The 20,649-nt window shown below is 64.8% G+C and carries 20 protein-coding genes; 12 read left to right on the top strand and 8 right to left on the bottom strand.

Annotated elements, in window-relative coordinates:
• Positions 1 to 54 precede the first annotated feature (54 nt).
• On the top strand, positions 55 to 1,641 hold the full coding sequence (locus QX071_RS17000) for a M23 family peptidase (protein ID WP_409997841.1): 1,587 nt from the start codon (positions 55 to 57) through the stop codon (positions 1,639 to 1,641).
• Positions 1,642 to 1,718: 77 nt separating this feature from the next.
• Positions 1,719 to 1,979 (top strand): hypothetical protein, encoded by a 261-nt coding sequence (locus QX071_RS16995; protein WP_315703792.1) that lies wholly within the window; start codon positions 1,719 to 1,721, stop codon positions 1,977 to 1,979.
• A 44-nt stretch (positions 1,980 to 2,023) separates the two neighbouring features.
• Here the strand turns inward: QX071_RS16995 and QX071_RS16990 are convergent, their stop codons facing one another.
• Positions 2,024 to 2,206: a hypothetical protein gene (locus QX071_RS16990; RefSeq protein ID WP_315703791.1), complete on the bottom strand. Its 183-nt coding sequence runs from the start codon at positions 2,204 to 2,206 to the stop codon at positions 2,024 to 2,026.
• Between the two features lie 162 nt (positions 2,207 to 2,368).
• Between QX071_RS16990 and QX071_RS16985 the strand changes: the two genes are divergently transcribed.
• From QX071_RS16985 to QX071_RS16975, 3 genes are read left to right on the top strand one after another with little or no spacing between them, the layout of a single operon-like run.
• Complete coding sequence (locus tag QX071_RS16985) at positions 2,369 to 3,100, top strand: GntR family transcriptional regulator (protein WP_315703790.1); 732 nt, start codon at positions 2,369 to 2,371, stop codon at positions 3,098 to 3,100.
• Positions 3,101 to 3,158: 58 nt separating this feature from the next.
• On the top strand, positions 3,159 to 4,406 hold the full coding sequence (locus tag QX071_RS16980; RefSeq protein WP_315703789.1) for an MFS transporter: 1,248 nt from the start codon (positions 3,159 to 3,161) through the stop codon (positions 4,404 to 4,406).
• Between the two features lie 7 nt (positions 4,407 to 4,413).
• Positions 4,414 to 5,208, top strand: a complete 795-nt coding sequence (locus QX071_RS16975; protein WP_315703788.1) for an amidohydrolase family protein — start codon at positions 4,414 to 4,416, stop codon at positions 5,206 to 5,208.
• Positions 5,209 to 5,239: 31 nt separating this feature from the next.
• Here the strand turns inward: QX071_RS16975 and QX071_RS16970 are convergent, their stop codons facing one another.
• Both QX071_RS16970 and QX071_RS16965 read right to left on the bottom strand, forming a co-directional pair.
• Complete coding sequence (locus tag QX071_RS16970) at positions 5,240 to 5,752, bottom strand: cupin domain-containing protein (RefSeq protein WP_315703787.1); 513 nt, start codon at positions 5,750 to 5,752, stop codon at positions 5,240 to 5,242.
• Between the two features lie 36 nt (positions 5,753 to 5,788).
• Positions 5,789 to 6,265: a carboxymuconolactone decarboxylase family protein gene (locus tag QX071_RS16965; protein ID WP_315703786.1), complete on the bottom strand. Its 477-nt coding sequence runs from the start codon at positions 6,263 to 6,265 to the stop codon at positions 5,789 to 5,791.
• Between the two features lie 53 nt (positions 6,266 to 6,318).
• Here QX071_RS16965 and QX071_RS16960 point away from each other — a divergent pair, with 53 nt between their 5' ends.
• Genes QX071_RS16960 through QX071_RS16950 form a run of 3 tightly spaced genes read left to right on the top strand, consistent with a single transcriptional unit; the run spans position 6,319 to position 9,142 of the window.
• Positions 6,319 to 6,864, top strand: coding sequence for a MarR family winged helix-turn-helix transcriptional regulator (locus QX071_RS16960; protein ID WP_315703785.1), 546 nt, complete (start codon positions 6,319 to 6,321; stop codon positions 6,862 to 6,864).
• A gap of 50 nt (positions 6,865 to 6,914) precedes the next feature.
• Entirely contained in the window at positions 6,915 to 8,135 is a 1,221-nt protein-coding gene (locus QX071_RS16955) for a lytic murein transglycosylase (protein WP_315703784.1), read from the top strand.
• Positions 8,135 to 9,142, top strand: coding sequence for a hydrolase (locus QX071_RS16950; RefSeq protein ID WP_315703783.1), 1,008 nt, complete (start codon positions 8,135 to 8,137; stop codon positions 9,140 to 9,142). Before QX071_RS16955 ends, QX071_RS16950 begins: the two co-directional genes overlap by 1 nt.
• Positions 9,143 to 9,205: 63 nt before the next feature.
• On the opposite strand, the gene QX071_RS16945 is transcribed toward QX071_RS16950, so the two are convergent.
• Complete coding sequence (locus QX071_RS16945) at positions 9,206 to 9,835, bottom strand: TetR family transcriptional regulator (protein WP_315703782.1); 630 nt, start codon at positions 9,833 to 9,835, stop codon at positions 9,206 to 9,208.
• 93 nt (positions 9,836 to 9,928) lie between these two features.
• On the opposite strand from QX071_RS16945, the gene QX071_RS16940 reads away from it, so the two are divergent.
• From QX071_RS16940 to QX071_RS16930, 3 genes are all read left to right on the top strand, one after another.
• On the top strand, positions 9,929 to 10,594 hold the full coding sequence (locus QX071_RS16940; RefSeq protein ID WP_315703781.1) for an O-methyltransferase: 666 nt from the start codon (positions 9,929 to 9,931) through the stop codon (positions 10,592 to 10,594).
• A 121-nt stretch (positions 10,595 to 10,715) separates the two neighbouring features.
• Positions 10,716 to 12,023, top strand: a complete 1,308-nt coding sequence (locus QX071_RS16935) for a hypothetical protein (RefSeq protein WP_315703780.1) — start codon at positions 10,716 to 10,718, stop codon at positions 12,021 to 12,023.
• Between the two features lie 584 nt (positions 12,024 to 12,607).
• Positions 12,608 to 13,708 carry an IS4 family transposase gene (locus QX071_RS16930; RefSeq protein ID WP_315701243.1) on the top strand — a complete coding sequence of 367 codons (1,101 nt, stop codon included), beginning with the start codon at positions 12,608 to 12,610 and terminating at the stop codon, positions 13,706 to 13,708.
• Positions 13,709 to 14,180: 472 nt separating this feature from the next.
• Here QX071_RS16930 and recJ read toward each other — a convergent pair whose 3' ends face one another.
• Entirely contained in the window at positions 14,181 to 16,022 is a 1,842-nt protein-coding gene (gene recJ, locus QX071_RS16925; protein ID WP_315703779.1) for a single-stranded-DNA-specific exonuclease RecJ, read from the bottom strand.
• Positions 16,023 to 16,292: 270 nt separating this feature from the next.
• Here recJ and QX071_RS16920 point away from each other — a divergent pair, with 270 nt between their 5' ends.
• Positions 16,293 to 17,381 carry a methyl-accepting chemotaxis protein gene (locus tag QX071_RS16920; RefSeq protein ID WP_315703778.1) on the top strand — a complete coding sequence of 363 codons (1,089 nt, stop codon included), beginning with the start codon at positions 16,293 to 16,295 and terminating at the stop codon, positions 17,379 to 17,381.
• Positions 17,382 to 17,390: 9 nt separating this feature from the next.
• Here QX071_RS16920 and QX071_RS16915 read toward each other — a convergent pair whose 3' ends face one another.
• The 3 genes from QX071_RS16915 to QX071_RS16905 all read right to left on the bottom strand — a co-directional run bounded on the left by QX071_RS16915 (position 17,391) and on the right by QX071_RS16905 (position 20,630).
• Positions 17,391 to 18,110, bottom strand: a complete 720-nt coding sequence (locus tag QX071_RS16915; protein ID WP_315703777.1) for a haloacid dehalogenase type II — start codon at positions 18,108 to 18,110, stop codon at positions 17,391 to 17,393.
• A gap of 15 nt (positions 18,111 to 18,125) precedes the next feature.
• The gene (glpX, locus tag QX071_RS16910; RefSeq protein ID WP_315703776.1) at positions 18,126 to 19,127 is read right to left on the bottom strand and encodes a class II fructose-bisphosphatase; all 1,002 of its coding nucleotides are present in this window, start codon (positions 19,125 to 19,127) and stop codon (positions 18,126 to 18,128) included.
• Between the two features lie 186 nt (positions 19,128 to 19,313).
• Positions 19,314 to 20,630, bottom strand: a complete 1,317-nt coding sequence (locus tag QX071_RS16905; protein WP_315703775.1) for a homoserine dehydrogenase — start codon at positions 20,628 to 20,630, stop codon at positions 19,314 to 19,316.
• Positions 20,631 to 20,649: the final 19 nt, after the last annotated feature.

Here is a 20,649-nt window from a genome sequence, read left to right as displayed (position 1 = left end):
AGCGGACGGTCTTGGAGGCCGATCTTGAGGGGCAAGGTCTCTTGCAGGCGCAGGATCACTCATCTCCTCGCCTGGCTGTCGGGGCTGGCGGTGATCGGAGCAACGCCGACTTGCGCCCTGGCGGACGAGCTTTTTCGCACGCCGGGGATCGCCGTGAGCCACACCGATTGGCGCGCGGCCCTGGATCAACTCCGCTCCGAATTGAACACCGTGCCCTCCGTCGCCGCGGAGTTCGTCCTCTCAGCGCGGCGGCACGGCGTCGCTCCGTTCGATCCGCGCACGCGCCCGGCGCTGCTCGAGCTCAACGGCGCGACATCACCGATCTTCACGGGCATTGGACGCAGTCCAGTGCCCGTGCTGTTGCCCTTCGACACAACGGCCTATTTGGCGGCAAGACGGAGCGGCACGGCTGAGATCGTGCCGCTGAGCCGATACCAGGCCGACTTCCGCACCGAACTATTCGATACCGGCCCGGCCGGCTACGACGCGGTGTTCTCGTTGCCGCCCGAGGTCGGCGCGGGTCTGCCGCCGCGCGTCTTCGCCAAGGCGATCGAGGTGCAGATCACCGGCTCGCGCCTCGTCTATGACATTCCCGATCCGCAAGGCGGCAAGGGCGAGCCGGTCAAGGCGCTGGCGGCGCAATATCCCGAACTGCGCCGCTTCATTCGCGAAGGTTACGTCCACTATGCCTTCACGCGTTTCGGCATCGCTTACGTGGTCTCGATCCAATGCCTGGATAGCGTCCCGCGCGCGCGGCGCTTGGCCTGCCGGGAGGCCTACCCGGCCGCCGAGCGCTTTCTGAAGGCGCTGCATGTGGTCGGCGGCCAGCCGATATTGCCACGCCCCGACATCGCGCCGACCGCCGCCGAACATCCAGCAAACCTCTCGGCTGAGTTTACCTACCGTCCGGCGGGAGATCTTCCGGGCCAGCGCAGTCCCACCGGCCCAAGCGGGCCTGCCGATCGCATCGTCTACTCGCAGATCCATTTTCCGCTCGAGGCGCCGGCCTATGTCCATTCGCAATCCTCCGGCAAGGGCCGCTCCGGCGACGCTGCCGACCAACGTCGCGGGCAGTATCCGTGGCGCGACAATTTCTGCGAAGCGCGCAGCTTCAATGTCGGACAATGTGCGAGCGGCTTCGGACATCAGGGCGAAGACATCCGCCCCGGTGCCTGCCCGGCGCGGCGCGACGGCGCAGATGGCTGCGATCCGAAGCGGCAGCGCGTGCTCGCGGTCCGCGACGGCGTCGTGATCCGCAGCCCCAAAGACCAGGCGGCAACGCTGCAGGTCAATAGCGGCGCCGAGCATATCCGTTTTCGCTATATGCACATGCAGCCCACGGCGATGGATGCTGATGGACTGCTGAACGGTCGCGTGTTGCGCGAAGGCCAGCAGATCGGCGTCGTCTCCAACTATCTCGACCATCCCAACGGCACGACGCGCCATCTGCATTTCGACATGCAGGTGTTCACCCGCGACGGCTGGATCTGGGTCAATCCCTACGTCACCTTGATCTCCGCCTATGAGCGCCTGATCGGCGGCCGCGGTCGCGAGATCGGACCTCAGATGGCGTCCTCGCCGGTGATCACAGTCGCACCGGCCGCCGCCGAGCAGGCGGCAAGCGACGCCGGCGCGCATTAGTTCCGCCTCCATGACCTCCGCGGCAGCGGAACCGCAAGCCTGCCGACCTCGTTAACCTCCGAAGGGAGGTGGCGCGAGTGAGCGGCAAACGGCGCGACGGCAAGGCTCCGGTGGCCATTGCATTGGCTGTTGTGATCGTCAGCGTCGCAACATTGACCGTACTCGTACGCGACCGCTGGCAACCGCCCGAAATCAAACCGGCAACTGAGGCGCAGCACTCCGAGACCGGGGACGCGGCGCGGGCCGCCGGCGCGAAGGTGCTTCCGACCGACCGCTCCCTTACCGTCGAGCCTAAGCCGGCCGGTCCGCCACGCGCACAGCCAGCCAATCCTTATTAAGTCTGATCGCCCGGCAGCGGCGAGCGCCCGAACACACCGGACATTCAGGCCGACCATCTGTCTTGTTCACGTAAGGCTTCCTCGGAATTGAGCCGCCCGGCGATGTCGTGGGCCAAGGCGTCGCTGTCGGTCTCTGCGATCGGCGTACCGTCCTGGCGCTTGATCCTGGCCTTGTCGGCCTCGAGCGGGAAATCGTGTGGCTTCAGCTGGTCTGGTGCGCTGGCCATCGTCGCCTCCTCCCCTCGTTCCAAGTTCATCCTCATCAACTCGCGCCCCCGCGCACGCGTTCCCGCCGCCGCGACAGCTACGGCGTCGGATCAAAAGGTGGCCCCGCCCCGGCTCGAAACGCCTTGACCGCGCCCAACTCATCTAGTCATATATATGAGTAGATGACACAGACCAGCTCCGACGCCCGCCTGCCGCTCTATCAACGCCTGCGCGATCACCTCGCCGAGCGCATTGCGAACCATGCCTGGCGTCCGGGCGAAGCGATCCCGACCGAAGCCGAGCTCGCAGCCGCCCATGGGCTCTCCATCGGCACGGTGCGCAAGGCGATCGACTGCCTGGTCGCAGACGGCATTCTGGAGCGCCAGCAGGGCCGCGGCACCTTCGTTCGTCGCGCCCGCTTCAACTCCTCGCTGTTCCGCTTCTTCCGCTTCCAGTCGGAGAGCGGCGAACGGCGGGTGCCGCAGAGCCGCATCATCAGGCGCAAGGAGCTGCCGGCCCCCTCGGCCGCCGCTTCGGCGCTGCGCATTCCGCCGGGCGAGCCGGTGATCCACCTGTCGCGGCTGCGGCTGATCGACGGCGTGCCGCTGCTGGCGGAAGAGATCTGGCTGCAAAAGGCGCGCTTTGCCGCGATCATGGAGATCGAGAGCGGCGAGTTCTCCGACCTGCTCTATCCGCTGTACGAAGAGCGCTGCGGCCAGGTGGTGGTTTCCGCCGACGAGGTGCTCACGGTCGAGACCGCCAACGCGATGCAGGCGCGACTGTTGCGGCTGCAGCCCGGCGCGCCGCTGATCGTGATCGAGCGGCTCGCTTTCGATCTCGAACGGCGGCCGATCGAGTGGCGCCGTTCGCGCGGACCGGCCGACCGCTTCCGTTACCACGCCGAAATCCGCTAGCGCCCAAATTCGCTGCACCAGCGGCGACAACAATAATGACGATCACGAGGGAGGAACAATGTCGAACTGGTATCAGGAATCCACGCCGCTGGAGCGACGCACCTTTTGGGCAAGTTTTGGCGGCTGGGCGCTCGATGCGCTCGACGTCCAGATGTTCAGCCTCGCCATTCCGGCGCTGATCGCGGCATTCAGCATCACCAAGGCGCAAGCCGGCTTTCTCGGATCGATCACGCTGTTCTTCGGCGCGTTCGGCGGCTGGCTCGGCGGCGCGCTGGGCGACCGGTTCGGGCGCGTCAAAGCGCTGCAGATCACGGTGGCGACCTTCGCGCTCGCCACCTTCGCCTGCGCCTTCGTTACCGATTACAACCAGCTGCTCGTGCTGAAGGCGATCCAGGGCCTCGGCTTCGGCGCCGAATGGGCCTGCGGCGCGGTGCTGATGGCCGAGATCATTCGCCCCGATCATCGCGGGCGCGCGCTTGGTACCGTGCAAAGTGCGTGGGCGGTCGGCTGGGGGGCGGCGGTGCTGCTATCGGCCGTCATCTTCACTTACGTCGCGAAGGACATCGCCTGGCGCGTGCTGTTCGCCGCCGGATTGTTGCCGGCGCTGCTGATCCTCTACATCCGCCGCGGCATCGAGGAGCCGAAACGCGCGGTGAAAGCGGCCGATATGCCGTTCCTCGCTACGGTCTCCGGCGTGTTCAAGCCGGAGGTGCTGCGCTCGACCCTGATCGGCGGCTTGTTCGGGATCGGTGCCCATGGCGGCTATGCCGCGCTCACGACCTTCCTGCCGACCTATTTGCGCGAGGTCAGGCAATTGTCGGTGCTGGGCTCGAGCGGCTATCTCGCCGTGATCATCATCGCCTTCTTCTGCGGCTGCATCGCAAGCGGGGTGGTGAGCGACAGAATTGGCCGCCGCGCCAATGTCGCGCTGTTCGCCTCCGCCTGTATCGCCACCGTGCTGGTCTATATCTTCGCGCCGCTGTCCAATTCGCAGATGCTGCTGCTCGGCTTTCCGCTCGGCTTCTTCTCCGCCGGCATTCCCGCTAGCATGGCGGCGCTGTTCAGCGAACTTTATCCGGCCGGCGTGCGCGGCACCGGGGTCGGCTTCTGCTACAATTTCGGCCGCGTCGTCTCGGCCGCCTTCCCGTTCCTCGTCGGCTATCTGTCCGAGCATATCGGCCTCGGACCCGCGATCGGCATCGACGCCGCCTTTGCCTATTCGCTGGTGCTTCTCGCCGTGCTGATGCTGCCCGAGACGCGCGGCAAGGTGTTCGAGCAGCCGATCGACGCACCCTCGCGCGCTTGAGGCATCGATGGTCAGCATCGACGCGCATGCGCATGTCTTTCATCGCGGCCTGGCGCTCGCGGACCTGCGACGCTACGCCCCGGATTATGATGCGCCGGTGGACCAGTATCTCGCGCAGCTCAACGCCGCCGGCATCAGCCATGGCGTGCTGGTGCAGCCGAGCTTTCTCGGCACCGAGAACTGGTATCTGCTCAACTGCATCAGAATTGCTCGGAACCGGCTGCGCGGGATCGCGGTCGTCGATCCCTCCATTTCCAGCGAGGACTTGCAGGCGATGGATCGCGGCGGGATTGCCGGAATCCGGTTGAACCTGGTCGGCTGCCCGCTGCCCGACCTTACGGAGAGCCGTTGGCGGACGTTGCTTGCAGCGGTCGCCGATCTCGGCTGGCAGGTGGAAATCCAGCGGCGCGCCGCTGACTTGCCCGATCTGGTCACGCAGCTCGTCGAATACGATCTCACCGTCGTCATCGACCATTTCGCGCTGCCAGATCCGATCCTCGGGATCGCAGACCCGGCCTTTGCCGCCGTGCTGAAGCTCGGCGGATCGGGCCAAGTCTGGGTCAAACTGTCCGCCCCATATCGGAACGGACCACAGGGCCGCGCCTTCGCCCGGCAGGCCTATCCATTGCTGCGCGATGCGTTCGGCCCCGACCGGCTGATGTGGGGCAGCGACTGGCCCCACACCCAGTTCGAACTCACGCAGGACTACACGACGAACCGCAATTTTCTCGATGAGCTGATCCCGGATGCGAACGAGCGCGCGCGCGTCCTGGCCGCGCCATATGCGCTGTTTCGCTTCTGAGCCGCCATCGCAACCTGTCTAGCGCCCGCGCCTACTGCAGATAGGTCGTGAGCTGCGCCCCCTCGTCGGCGACGAACACGGCGATCAATTCTGCGGGTTCTGTCGCGCTCGCATTGGCCGACACCAGATGCGTCGAGCCCGGCGGCTCGAAGAACGATTGGCCGACCTGGAACACTTCAGGCGGCCCTCCCGCCAGCTGCGAGCGGATCTCGCCCTTGGTGATGTAGGCCGTCACCGAACCGGAATGCCGATGCGCAGGCGAGAAACCGCCCGGGCCATAGGAGACGCGAACGATGGTCACGCGCTTGCCCGGCACATTTGCCAGCGGATAAGAGGCGATCTGTTCGACCTTGTCCTGCGGTGATCCGGCCGCCGCGGTGGTGACACACAGCGGCGCCAGTGCGCCAGAGATCGCGTCCGTCGTCACCGGCAGCGCCCTCGCCGCCGCCAAGGCACAAGCAAGACCCGCCATGAAGGACAACCAAATCGATCGCATGTGCGGCCGCATCGGCCGGAGACAGTGTGCCGTCGCCAGCGAAGTCATGATCGTCCTCCCAAAATTCGCCTTACAGGGGCTCTGTCAGGATCCGGCAATCCGCGCAGCTGGGCGCACCGGCGGCGTCCAGCCATAGGCGACGCCGAAGCGATTCCAGACATTGATCACGCCGATCGCCGAGCTGAGATAGACCAGCTCCTTCTCGGAGAATTCCGCGCTCGCCTGCGCATAAACCGCGTCGCCGACGCCACCGGACAACAAGGTCAGCGCCTCCGTCCACGCCAGCGCAGCGCGCTCGCGGGCCGAGAACTGCGGCGCCTCGCGCCAGACCACGAGGAGATTGAGCTTGTCGGCGGGAACGCCGAGCCGCTCGGCTTCCAGGATGTGGAATTGGACGCAGAACGCGCAGCCGTTGATCTGCGAAGCCCGAACCTTGATCAGCTCCAACAGATCCTTCTCCAGCCCGGCCTTTCCGGCGAGCTGGCTCAGCGCCAGCACCCGCTCGTAGACATCAGGCGCCAGCGCCTTGAAATCCGGATAGTCCTTGCGCGCATGTGGCATCTGTCACTCTCCGTGATATAAGAACACTGTCGAATTATAAGAGCTCTTATATCATGCGCAAGCCGACGCTCAAGCAAACGACCCATGACGAAACCGGGACGCGGCAATCCGGCGGGAAGAGTCGCGGGGCGGCTCCTCGTCCGGCGGTTCCGCCGCTGCCCGGAGAGGGCAAACGCGGCGAACAGGGTTATCTCGCCTATTTGTTGCGGCAGGCGCAGGCGGCGGCGCGGTTGAGCCTCGAACGCGCGCTCGGGGAATTGGGGGTGACGCCACCGCAATTCGTGGTGCTGACGATGCTGAAGGCCTATCCGGGCTTGTCGGGCGCCGACCTCGCGCGCGTCGCGCTGCTGACCCCGCAGACGGTGGGCGTCATCATCCGCAATCTCGAGCGCGACGGCGCGATCGCCAAGACCCCCCACCCGGTCCACGGCCGCATGCTGCAATGGAGCCTGACCGAACGCGGCCTCCATCTGCTGCAGGCCTGCCGGCGGCATGCCATGGCGCTGGAACGGCGTCTGGAGAAGGACATGAATGCTACGGAACTCGCGACCATCCGCCGCTGGCTCGCCAAAATTGCGATCGACCTGCAGGAGGGCTAAAACGCGAGAACTTTCCCGGCACGCCCTCGGAGCGGGGTAAACTCGATCGCATGAGACAGCATGATTCCCTGACCCGCCGCGCGCTGCTTCGCACCGGAGCCGGTGCCGCGGTGCTCCTGGCTGCGCCGCTCACCGCAACCGCCGTCCCTGCGGGCTTCGAGGCCTGGCGCGAGTCGTTCCGCACGCGCGCGCTGGCCAAGGGCATTTCGCCCGCGACCTGGAAGCGCGCAATGGCCGATGTCGAGCCCGACATGAGCGTGTTCAAGGAGCTGCGCAATCAGCCGGAGTTCAAGGAGGAGCTCTGGCAATACATCAACCGCCGCGTCTCCGACTGGCGCATCATCAACGGCAAGATCGCGCTCAAGGAGAACGCGGCGCTATTCGCGCGGATCGAGAAGGATTTCGGCGTCGAGCGCGGCACCTTGCTGGCGCTCTGGGGCGTCGAGTCGGCCTATGGCGATCCCTTGGTGCAGAAGAACCACATGCGCCCGGTGTTTCCTGCACTGGCCGCGCTCGCCTGGAACGAGCCGCGCCGCAAGGCCTATTGGGAAGCCGAACTGATCAATGCGCTGAAAATCGTCGATCGCGGCTGGAGCACGCCGGAGGAGATGCGGGGATCCTGGGCCGGGGCGATGGGCCATACCCAATGGATGCCCGAGGTCTGGCTCAATGTCGGCTTCGACTATGACGGCGACGGCAAGATTTCCCCCTTCGGCAGGCCCGACGATGCCTTGGGCTCGACCGCGCGCTACCTCGTCAATCGCGGCCATTATCGCCGTGGCGAGCACTGGGGCTACGAGGTGCGCGCCCCCGGCAGCATGTCCGGCAGCCGCACCTATGCGGCATGGCAGGCGGCCGGGGTCAGGCGCGCCGATGGCGAAGCCTTCCCGCAGCCGAACGCTTCGGCGCAGCTCTGGAGTCCCGTCGCCGGCGGACCGTCTTTTCTGTTGGGTCCGAACTTCTATTCGGTGAAGAGCTACAATCCGGCGATGAGCTACGCGCTCGCGATCTGCCATCTCGGTGACCGCATCCTCGGCGGACCGCCTTTCATTCAACCGTTCCCGGGATCCGAGCGCGCGCTGACGCTCGCGGAAGTCCAGGAGATGCAGCGGCGCCTTACCCAGGCCGGCTTCGACACCGGCGGCACCGACGGCCGCGTCGGCAACGACACGATGAAGGCCATCCGCGACTTCCAGGTCAAGGCCGGCATTCAGCCGGCCGACGGCTATGGTGGGCTGAAGGTGCTGGCAAAGCTCAGGCAGGGCGGCTGATGCCGACGGCCGGCCGCTACCTCGTCGCCGTGCTTGTGTTCCTATCGGCCTTCGCGCTGGGCGTACTCGGCTTCGCATACCATTTCCACGTCCTGGCAACCCCGGCCGATCTTGCGCAATCGCAGGTCAGGGACGTAGACAACATCATCCTGCCCGCCGACCTCCGCTACAACGCGGCCTTCAAGCTCGCACGCATCGGCCAGGCGCGTCCGGATGTCATCTGTATCGGCACCTCGCGTCCAGGCACGTTCCGCGATTGGATGTTCAAGCCGTACCGCTTCTACAACGCATCCTTCACGGCCTGGACCACGTCTCAGCTCTTGGATGTGTTCGAGCGCTCGACGCGCGAGGTGCGGCCGCGGGTCGTCATCCTCGCAATCGACTATTTCCTGTTCACGGACACCTGGGACAAGGCCAACGGGACCGAACGGACGATGATCTACGAGCCGCTTCGCTACGTCCTGTTCAAGTTCCGCTATCTGACCCATTCGCTGCCCTCGCTCGCCCCATTCCAGGACGATCGGCGCCAGGACGGGTTTCGACGGGACGGGTCCTATGCCTATCCGGCTGGATTCATCGAGGTGGCACGCAAGCAATTTCAGTCGGCCGAGTACTTCCTCAAGTCAACGCCAGGCGCCGCGCATATGTCCGAGCGCCAGATGGCCCCGATCGTCCAGCTTGCATCGCTGGCGCAACAGCGCGGGATCAAGCTGATCGCCATCCAGCTTCCCTATATTCGCAGCGCAGTGGACTACCTGGACTACGAGGAGTCCTATCGGCCCTGGTCCGGCGTCTGGCGCGAGTTCGAGAGCGAGCAGACGGCCAGCTGGCTCCGCGGCCTTGGCATCACCTTCTTCGACATGGCGCATTCGTCGGTCGGGACCGATCCGCTCAACTTCATTGATGCCTACCATCCCTCGGACGACGGCATGGTCAAGATTCTCGATCAATTGTTGGACGAGAAGGAGTTTCGGGCGCAGTTTCCGGACATGAACAAGATCGAATGAGCACGCCGAGCTTGCCCCGGAGGTTGGCGTGCGCTTGCCCTGCGTCCTTTCCTCGCGTCGTTCTCAGGACTCGAGGCTTCGAAGATAAGCGCAGAACATGTCGGCCATCGCTTCGGCATAGGCGTCGATCTCTGCGGGCTTTCGCGGCGCTTGTGAGAAGTGCTCGCCGACCTTGCTGAGCGTGGTCTTGATGAGTTCGCCGGCCAATTTGCGCGTCTGGTCAGAAGCTCTGGGCAGGACCTCCTGCATGAAGGTCCGCATCGTGCGGCCGCTCGAAGCCCGTTGCTGCCGCGCCTCGGGCGCATCACGGTAAAGCGGCGCTGCATCGTGGAGCGCGACGCGTATTGCGGCCTCTTCGCACTCCGAACGGATGAAGGCATGAACGAGCCTGCGCAGCCGCTCCAGCGGCGGTTGCTCCGCGTCCTCGAGAATCTCGCGCAGCAGGTCGCCCGTCTGCCGCCACTCGTCGCTCTGCAGGCGGAACAGGATCGCCGCCTTGTTGGGGAAATACTGATAGAGCGATCCGATGCTGACGCCAGCCTTCTCCGCGACACGCGCGGTGGTGAAACGCTGCGCACCTTCCTTCGCCAAAACCTGAACAGCAGCTTCCAGAATGGCCGTAACGAGCTCGGTCGATCGCGCCTGTTTGGGCTGTTTTCGCGAGGAAACTGAAGCACTTCGGCGAGCGGCCATGATCGCCTCCGGGGAATGCGAATAGGAAACGCGACGAATTAGTCATATTTCTTCTCGCGCGCAACAGCGCCCTCACCTGCCGTGGAGACCTCCATGACCACCCTGACATCACCCCCGCTCGCGCCCCTGTTGGACAGCTTGTTCGAACACGCCGCCCAAAATCGGCCGGAGGCGAGCCCCGTCTTTGCCGATCTCTCCGAGGACGAGGTATCGCAGCTGCTGCAAAGCAGGACCAACTACATCGATCTGTATGCCCGGTTGAAGGATGTTCCGCTGCCGGTTTCGCGTGAGACCGGCGCCCTGCTCTATATGTTGGCGCGGGGCTGCCGCGCGCGCAACATCATCGAGTTCGGGATGTCGTTCGGCATCTCGACCCTCCACCTTGCCGCGGCCTTGCGCGACAATGGCGGCGGCCGCCTGATCACATCCGAGTTCGAGCTGTCCAAAGTGGCGCGGGCGCGCGCCAACCTTGCCGCCGGCGGCGTGATCGATCTTGTCGAGATCCGTCAAGGCGACGCGCTGAAGACGCTGAGCGTCGATCTCCCGGCGATGATCGATCTCGTGCTGCTCGATGGCGCCAAGCCGCTCTATCCTGACATTCTGCGTTTGCTGGAGAACCGCCTGAGACCGGGCGCGTTCATCGTCGCCGACAATGCCGATGACAGTCCCGACTATCTCGCCTACGTGCGTTCGCCGGCGAACGGCTACACATCGGTGCCGTTCGGAGATGACGTCGAGCTGTCGATGCGGATCGGATGAGCACAGCGCGCGGCGCCCGGGTCTCACCAACGATCTCATTCGGTGAGTTGGCGCCAGTCTGGCGGATGGACCCAATGCGGCTCTCAAACGTTGTGTGAGACCCGCACCAGCGAAGACAGGCATGGAGACGATCGAGGCGTACCTCAACCGGAAAGGAGCAGAACTCAGGCTCCTGAATGGCTGCCTGAGAAGCCCTTTGGCGCTGGTGCAGCCGCGCTCCGTGGATCAAGTGATCCTGGACAAGTTCCAGCTTACGGCCAGGCTCAAGGCGGAGCATGCGCTGTCGCATTGGGCGATCACGGAGACGGCTTGGGCGCATCCGGGCCAGCCCCGTAGCGGCCCGTTCGCTTTCGACTACGACTACCAGCGTGCCGATCTCGATGCGCACGGCCCCTCGTTTTACGACCTCGACGCCGATTGCACGAGCGAGACACTCTACACGGCCTCCGGCATGGCCGCGATCTCGGCGCTCCTCTTGGCGGCGGCCAAGGTGATCGGTCAGGCCGACCTCATCGTCCTGCCCGGCACCTATGGTGAGACGCTCGAACTGATTGAAGGCTATGCCCGCCACCTGCATCTGGTGACCGCGAAGCGCTCTCTGGAAGAGACGATTGCTTCGACATCATCTCCCCGCCTGATGTTGCTCGATGCATGCGCCCCGGCAGCCTCGTTCGAAGCAGCGCTTCGTTGCAGGCGTCCTGCCTTCGAGCTCCTGATCTTCGACGGCACCTGTTTTTCCACCGGCTCGGGCCGCATCCGGCGTGTCCTCAATTGGGCTCGTCGGTGGAACATTCCGGTCGTGATGGTGCGAAGCCATACCAAACTGGATTCGCTCGGAGCGGAATATGGCCGTCTCGGCTCTGCCGTTTTCCTTCATCGGAAAAGTGACGGTTCCCTGCCGATCGAATCGAAGCTCGAGCAGCTGAGTGCTGAAATGCGCAATGCTGTTCGGCTCCTAGGTGGTGCGGCGCTGCCGGCGCACTTCCCACCCTATGTCAGCACATCCGCCCACCGCGAACTCACCAACAGGCGGATGGCCGCCATCCTGCGCAACACCCGCCGCGCTGCCCGATATTTCGCCTCGGCACTTCCAGGCTTGACCGAGGAGCTTCGCTTCGCTCACGCTCTTTATGTCACGCTCAGCAGTACGAATCCGCTGGATGAGACGACAGCGCGGCGGGCCGCCGCGTCCATGAGCGATGACTTGACCGCGGCGGGCTTGCCGATTCGCCATGCCGGCAGCTTCGGTTTCGATTTCGCCGCGACGGAATGGTTTCACAGCGCCGCAACCGATCGATACAGCGTCCGTGTCGCCGTTCCCGATCTTCCGACCGCGCTTTGGGATGACCTTACCGAGGCGATCGCGAACTGGTGGTCCGCCCGTCAGGGCACGAAGCGCCCTGCCCGTCGGCCGACTCACGTCGCATGAACTTGCCCGACTGCTCTGATCGCTGGACCGATTTGCGACCGGAAAGGGCATGCGCGCAAACAGTCTTTTCGCGAACCGCTTCAGGCACATCGCTCTCTCGAGGCCGTCCGCCGAAAATTCTTCTCTTTCGTTTTTTCGGAAATCGTGTTCTTATTGCGCCGTCCCGCCCTCATGAGAGGGGCGTATCGCGATCGTCACGACACGTGGAGCGCGGGATGTGGTGGACGTATCGGCTTGCAGCATGACCATTCATGCGGACGAACAGGCTGATGCGTACGGTCAAGTCGCGCGGTCCTGATACCCCGACGCTGGTATCACCGCGCAGCGCGTGTAACGCGTTGTCGCGCAGGCGACGAGGCATTGCCTCGCGCGGAGGTGGCCAAAAAGCCCGGCGCACCGAGGAGAACGCGAAGCAGCCGTTAAGACCATCGCGCAGGGAATGCCGGATGATTTGGCTGATCCTGTGGTGACTGCCGCCTGCTTTTTTTCTGCAGGCGGGCCATGGGTGAGGCCAACACCCGGCCTTCCCCATAGGCGTTAAGTTTATGCTTGAGTGTTGGAATCCGCCGTGATTCGAACAGGGGATGGCAGACGAATCGCTCCTGAACGAGGACTGGACGAGAGTGGTTGCGCAGCTGGGCGGGGCTGCGCAGCTCGAGAAAACTGCGCGCCAGACGAAGGCCTTCGCGCGTCGGCGGCAGATTCCAGATGCGGTGACGTTACTTCGGCTGATGCTGGCCTATTGTTTGGGTGAAAGAGGGCTGAGATCGACAGCCGCATGGGCGGCTTCTGTTGGCCTTGCCGACCTCACCAGCGTGGCGTTGTTCTATCGGCTGCGTCAATGTGGTGATTGGTTTGCGGTGCTGGTGGAGGGCTTGCTCGCTGCGGCAGCTCCGAAGGCGAGCCAAGGCCGCCTGATCCGCATCATCGATGCGACGACAGTGCCTCAGGCGGGACCGGCTGCGCGCAAGAACAGTGAGCTTTGGCGCGTTCATAGCGCATTTGATCTGCCCTATGAGCGCTTTGGTCACTTCGAGCTGACAGATCAGCAAGAGGGCGAAACGTTTGACCGGATACCAGTGGTCAAGAACGAGATCCGCATTGCTGACCGCGCTTATCTGCAACCTGACCGCATTGCGGCCGTCCGCGAAGCCGGGGCCGACGTTTTGATCCGAGCGGGCTGGAAGAACGCACGTTGGCTTGACGCCAAAGGCCTTCCGTTCGATCTGATGGCCCAATTGCGTGCCGCGAAGGCGCGCGGACTGGTCGATCGGGAGATTTGGATCAAGCGCAAGGGCGGCGCGCCTCTGGCTATGCGTCTGGTCGCAATCAAGAAGCCCACCGGTGCGGCTGCTGCTTCTCGGCGTAAAGCCCGGCAAGACGCAAAAGATGAAAACCGCATCATCTCCAAAGAAACTTTGGAGGCTGCGGATTGGGTCATTCTGATCACGTCGCTCGCGCGGGACGAGTTCTCCACCAAAGATGTGCTTGCGCTCTATCGATTGCGATGGCGGATCGAGCTTGGGTTCAAGCGACTGAAGAGTCTGATTGGCCTCAAGACGCCGCCAGGAACCGATCCGCGCTCTGCCAAGCCCTACCTGCTGGCCCACCTCCTGATCATCCTGTTGCTCGAGCCGCTTGCCAGCGACTTCGAGGACTCTCCCCACTGGACGCAGGCCGCTTAACGACGCCTGGCGCTTGGCGGGTCCTGCAGCAGCTCGTTGCATCCTTGCTGCAAGCAATCATTCCACAACCAACCATCCGTTGCTTGCGCCGCAGAAAACGCGCGTTGGGGCGCCACCTTCGCGAGCCTCCTCGAAAACGCAAGTATCAATCGATGCTCGCGCTACCTTAACGCCTATGCGGCATTCCCTGCCCCCTCTTCATTTTAAGAGGGGCACGATCATGGATAGCTCGGACGCAGATGCGCCGCGAGAACACAACGACACGCCATTCAATGAGAGACGCAACGGTCGCCAAACACTCCGCTGTCGTCCCGGCCTCCGAGCCGGGACCCATACGCCGCGGTCGTCGTATGAGGCAAGGTCGGCATCGCATCGTCGCACCATCTGCCTCGGAGTATGGAGCCCGGATCGGCGCATGCCAACCCGCGGCGCGTCGGCAGGCTTGTCCGGGACGACATCAGTGTTGGTCTTGCTACCTGATCACCGCCGGCCCCTGGTCGGGCACCGCGACATCGAGCACGCGCAGCTGCACCCGCTCGACACCCTGGTAGCGATCGACCGCAAGCGTTCCCGCAACATGCAGCACCTGCCCCCGATGCTGCGTCAGGGCGTTGCCGAGCTTCTGCCCGACGGAACGAAAGGCGATGCCGTTCACCGTAGCGCCGTCGCCGGCCTTGAAGCGCAGCCTCAGATGCGCCTGGCCGACTTCATCGGCATAGACCAGCTGATGCGCCGGCAGCGCCACCACCGGCTCGGGATTGCCGCTGCCGAACGGCCCGGCGCGATTGAGCGTCGCAACCAGCTCAGGCGTTGCCGCACGGGCGCTGATCGCGCCGTCGATCAGGATCTCATTGACATGACGCGCATCGGCCACGTCAGGCCCGAGCGTGCTTTCGAGAAAGGCGCGGAACTCCGCGAGCTTCTCCTTGCGCAGGGTGATGCCGGCGGCCATCGCGTGCCCACCACCCTTCATCAGGATGCCCTGCTCCACCGCCTGCCGCACCGCCTTGCCGAGATCGACGCCGAGGATGGAGCGGCCCGAACCGGTGCCGATGCCGCCGGGCTCGAGCGCGATCGCGAAGGCCGGCCGCGCGAACTTCTCTTTCAGCCTGGAAGCGACGAGGCCGACCACGCCGGGATGCCAGCCTTCGGACGCCGTGACGATCACATTGCCCTTGTCCTCGAGGCCGAGCGAGGCCAGCGCCTCGGCCTCGGCTTGCGCCTCCGCCATCTGCTCGATCACGCGCCGTTCGCTGTTGAGCCGGTCGAGTTCGGCCGCGATGCGCGCCGCTTCCGACACGTCGCCTTCGAGCAGCAGTCGCACGCCAAGATCGGCGCGGCCGATGCGGCCGCCGGCGTTGATGCGCGGCCCCAGCATGAAGCCGAGATGCCAGGCCTCCGGCGGACCATTCAGCCGCGCCACGTCCATCAGCGCGGTATGGCCGACATGGTCGCGACGGCGCATTGCGATCAAGCCCTTCGCCACGAAAGCGCGGTTGAGCGCGACCAGCGGCGCGACGTCGGCGACGGTGCCGAGCGCGACGTGATGCAGCATGCCCAGGAGATCAGGCTCCGGCCTTTCGGCCGTCCAGAAGCCGCGCCCGCGCAGCTCGCGATTGACCGCAACCAGCGTCACGAGGGTCAGGCCGACAGCGGCGAGATAGCCGAGGCCGGAGAGATCGTCAGGGCGGTTCGGATTGACCAGCGCATCGACCTCCGGAAGATCTTCGCCGCATTGATGATGGTCGATCACGACCACGGACATGCCGAGCCGCCGCGCTTCGGCCAGCGGCTCCAGGCTGGTGGTGCCGCAATCGACCGTCACCAGCAGCGTGGCCCCCTTGGCGGCGAGCGCCCTGACAGCCTCGACATTGGGGCCGTAGCCTTCGAAAATCCGGTCAGGAATGTGGATCAGCGGATCAAGCCCGCAATGGCGCAGGTGCCAGGCGAGCAGCGCCGCGGATGTCGCGCCGTCGACATCGTAGTCGCCGAAGATCGCGATTTTCTCGCGCTTGACCACGGCATCTGCGATCCGTTTGGCCGCCGCTTCCATCTGCGTGACCGTGAACGGATCGGGCATCAGCTTGCGGATGGTCGGATCGAGGAAATCAGACACCTGGTCGATCTCGACATCGCGGCCGGCCAGCACCCGCGCCAGCATCTCGGGAAGCTGATAGCGCTGCACGATGGCAAGCGCGCGTGCCGCGCCGCGCGCGTCGAGCCGGCTGCGCCAAAGCTTGCCGGTCAACGACAGCCGCACGCCGAGAAATGCCGGCGGGGCTTCGATGGGCAGTGCGGTGGCGGACAGGGGCATGAGGTGCGATTGATTCGATTCGGAAGCCTACCCCGAACCTACACCATCAAGACCGCAGGGGGGCGCACAGGCCGAGATCGCTGTGGGAACTGGCAAAAGATGGGGGGGGGTGCTCAAATTACAGGCAAATCAGCCGCCCTTCCTGCAAGTGGCATTAAGCGCCCGTTAGGCGAAATCCGCGACAAATTTCGTCAAATATTGCTCAATTTCTTTCATCGCGCTCTCCTTGCCGGGATGAGACGCGCGCTGCAACGTGGAGGCTTTTTGCCGATGTTGATTGCGCTTGATTCCAAGAAATCGTCCCCTCTCGCCCCTTCGCAAGCAGCAAACACCGAGGATGAAACCGATATCGCCGCGTTGATCGCGCGGCTGACCGGCGAGGTCAATCAGATCGCCTGCGAGAAGACCAAGTCGATCCAGCAGATCACCAACCAGATGAAGATGCTGGCGCTGAACGCGCTGATCGAGAGTTCGCGGGTCGGCGCGCAAGGCGCGGGCTTTGCCGTCGTCGCACAGGAGGTGCGCGCGGTCGGCCAGCAGGTCGAGACCATCGCACGCGAGCTGGAGAGCCATCTCACCACCCGCACCGGCAACCTGAAAAGCTCGATCGAGCGGATGACCGACCGCGCCCGTGGCGAGCGCATGGTCGATCTGTCGCTGAATGCGATCGAGCTGATCGATCGTAATCTCTATGAGCGCACCTGCGACGTGCGCTGGTGGGCAACGGATTCCGCTGTCGTCGACTGCGCCGCGACCCCGAACGCTGCGACGATGTCCCACGTCTCCGAGCGGCTCGCCGTGATCCTCTCAGCCTACACCGTCTATCTCGATCTCTGGCTGTGCGATCTCGACGGCAAGGTCATCGCCAATGGCCGCGCCGACCGCTTCAAGGTGGTCGGCCAGAGTGTCGCCGACACCAAATGGTATCGCGAAGCACGCGGCCTGCGTTCAGGCGACGACTACGTCGCCGGAGACATCGAATGCCAGCCGCTGCTCGGCAACGCCCAGGTCGCGACCTACTGCGCCAGCGTACGCGAGAACGGCAAGGCGCATGGCAAGCCGCTCGGCGTGCTTGCGATCCATTTCGACTGGGAAGCGCAGGCGCGTGCAATCGTGCAGGGCGTGCGGGTCGGAGCCGACGACAACGCGCGCGTGCTGCTGGTCGATTCGAATTTCCGCATCATCGCCGCATCCGACGGCCAGGGCATCCTGAGCGAGCATCTCGCCCTCAAGCTCGACGGCAAGCCAAGCGGCTTCTATCACGACACCTCTAGCCGGCTGATCGCGTTTCACGCCACACCGGGTTACGAAACGTATAAAGGGCTCGGCTGGTATGGCGTGATCGTATCCGGCGCTTAAGGCTCAGACTCAGCAGCCCAGGCTGTCGGCAAGTTGGCCGAAATCCTTGGCGACGATGTCCCAGGTGCCGGTCGCCTCAAAGTCTCGACTTTGCAGCGGGCCATATTCGGTCGGCCGCGCCACGAACGCCGTCTTCAGGCCGTACCGCTGCGCGGCTTGGAGATCATTGTTGTGCGCGGCCACGATCATCACCTCGCCGGGCGCGAGACCGAGCAGACGCGCGGCACCGAGATAGGTCTCGGGATCCGGCTTGTAGTGGGCGAACAACTCGGCCGACATGATGAGGTCCCAGGGGAGCCCCGCGAACTTCGCCATGTTGGTGAGCAGCGCGACATTGCCGTTCGAGAGCGGCGCGATGATGAACTTGCGCTTCAGCCGCGTCAGCCCGGCGACGCTGTCCGACCACGGGTGCAGCCGGTGCCAGCCCCTGGTGAGATAGTCGAGGTCGGCGTCGGTCAAGCCGACAATGCCGAGCTGTGCGACCAGTTGCTCCAGCGAGCGGCGATGCAGGACATCGAGGATGACGTAGCCACGTTCGGGATGCCTGCGTACCTCGTCCATCGAGCCGACATAGAGGCCACGCCAACCGTCGACCAGCGCCGTCCAGTCGCCCTTGATGCCGCGGCTCTCCGACCATCTGGTGAAATCGGCAATCAGGCTCGTGCGCCAGTCCACGACTGTGCCGAACACGTCGAACACCAGCGCCTTGACGGCGGAGAGATCGGACATCACCGCGCCTCTGGCTTAGTCGAGGTGGAATTTTTCCAGCTGCCGGTGCTCGGCCCTGATATAGCGCACCGTCCCGGTCACCGAGCGCATCACCACGGTCTCGGTTTCGATCACTCCGTCCTTGCGGAATTTGACGCCCGACAGCAGCGAGCCGGTGGTGACGCCGGTTGCCGCGAACAGGCAGTCGCCGCGGGCCATGTCTTCGATGCCGTAGATCATCTTGGGATCCCCGACGCCCATCTTGGCCGCGCGCTCGCGCTTCTCTTCGGTATCGAGGATCAGGCGGCATTGCATCTGGCCGCCGATGCAGCGCAGCGCGACGGCTGCCAGCACGCCTTCCGGCGCGCCACCGGTGCCAAGATACATATCGACGCCGGTATTGTCGGGATCTGCGCAGTGGATCACGCCGGCGACGTCGCCATCGGTGATCAGGCGGACGGCAGCGCCGGTCGAGCGCACGCCTTGAATAATGTCGGCATGGCGCGGACGATCCAGCACCAGCACGGTGATCTGCGAGGGATCGACGCCCTTGGCCTTAGCGAGCCGGCGGACGTTGTCGGCCGGGGTCGCATCGAGGTCGACTACGCCTTTGGCATAGCCCGGGCCCACCGCGAGCTTCTGCATGTAGACGTCGGGCGCATGCAACAGCGTACCGCCGTCGGCCATCGCCATGGTCGCGATCGCGCCCGGCATGTTCTTGGCGCACAGCGTGGTGCCTTCGAGCGGATCGACCGCGATGTCGACCCTTGGCCCTGCGTTCAAGCCGACCTTCTCGCCGATATAGAGCATCGGCGCCTCGTCGCGCTCGCCCTCGCCGATCACGACGGTGCCCTCGATCGGCAGCTTGTTGAGCTCGCGCCGCATCGCATCCACCGCCGCCTGGTCGGCCGGCTTTTCCTGGCCATGGCCGCGCAGACGCGCCGCCGACACCGCGGCACGTTCGGTCACGCGCACGATCTCCAGCGTCAGAATGCGCTCAAGCAACAACTGCTGCGGGACAGAAATCTGCGTCGACATCGGTCAACTCCTCAAGACATCACGGCGGGCACCCAATGCCCGCAAACTCTTCACTTCAACGTCGTCCCCCGGACGCCGCACCCGCTGCGCGATCGGCGCCCGTCGCACCGCCCCGCCCTTCGATCGCCCGGTTTGAGCATGATCTTTCCGCAAACGCCATGTGTTTGTTTAGGCACGGCGAATGCCCTAATTTTTCTCGATCCGGATGACCTGCGGCCGGCCGCTGATCACCTTGTCGTCCTGTACCGCCTGCAGCGCCCGATGCACCGCATCCTCGTGGGTCGCGTAGGTGATCAGAATCACCGGCACCGGCGCGCCCTCACCCGACGAGGCCGGTCCGCCGCCGTCCGGATGGCGCTGCACGATCGATTCGATCGATATCTTCTGCTCGGCCAACCGGGTTGCAATCGCGGCGGCCGTACCGACGTGGTCGCGTGCCATGAGGCGGATGTAGTAGCCGCCCTCGTGGCGCTCCATCGGTGCCTTCTCGGTGGCGCGCAGCGTCTCCACCGGCCGCCCGAAGGGCGCGACCCTTACGCCGCGCGCGACGTCGGCAATATCGGCCACGACCGCAGACGCAGTGGCTGCGCCGCCCGCGCCGGGACCGACCAAGGTGATCGGCGGAATCCCCTCGCCATCGATGGTCACCGCATTGGTCACACCCATCACCTGCGCGATCGAGGACGACTTCGGCACCATGGTCGGGTGCACGCGCTGCTCGATGCCCTTGGCGGTGCGCATGGCGACGCCGAGCAGCTTGACCCGATAGCCGAGTTCGGCTGCGGCACGCAGATCCTCCGGTGCGATCGAGGAGATGCCCTCGACATAGATGGCGTTCTCCGCAACCTCGGTCCCGAAAGCGAGGCTTGCGAGGATGGCGAGTTTCTGCGCGGTATCGTGGCCATCGACGTCGAAGGACGGATCGGCTTCGGCATAGCCGAGGCGCTGCGCATCCTTCAGGCACTCTGCGAAGGAGAGTCCCTCCTGTTCCATGCGGGTCAGGATGTAATTGCAGGTACCGTTGAGGATGCCATAGACGCGATCGATTCCGGTGCCGGTGAGTCCTTCGCGCAAGGTCTTCACCACCGGAATCGCGGCGCCGACGGCCGCCTCGAAATTCAACGCGCCACCATGCGCCTCCGCGGTCCTCGCAAGGCGCAAACCGTGCTTGGCGATCAACGCCTTGTTGGCCGTCACCACCGACTTGCCCGATTTGAGCGCGGTCTCGATCGCCGACAGCGCGGGATCACCGACGCCGCCCATCAATTCGACCAGGCAGTCGACCTCGGGATCACCCGCGAGCGCCACCGGGTCCTCGACCCAGCGGATTCCGGACAGATCGATATCGCGGTTCTTGGCCCTGGAACGCGCGGTCACCGCGACCACGCGAACGCCGCGGCCGGTACGTTCGGCCAGCGCGCGCTCCTGGCGCGCGATCAGGCGGACAACCTCGGCACCCACGGTGCCGAGGCCCGCGATACCCACTCTCAGGGGTGCAACCATCACAAAAAGAACCTGCCGG

It is taken from the genome of Bradyrhizobium sp. SZCCHNS1022, assembly GCF_032484835.1.
In the GTDB taxonomy this organism is placed as follows: Bacteria; Pseudomonadota; Alphaproteobacteria; order Rhizobiales; family Xanthobacteraceae; genus Bradyrhizobium.
This window is presented reverse-complemented; position numbering and strand designations above follow the sequence as displayed.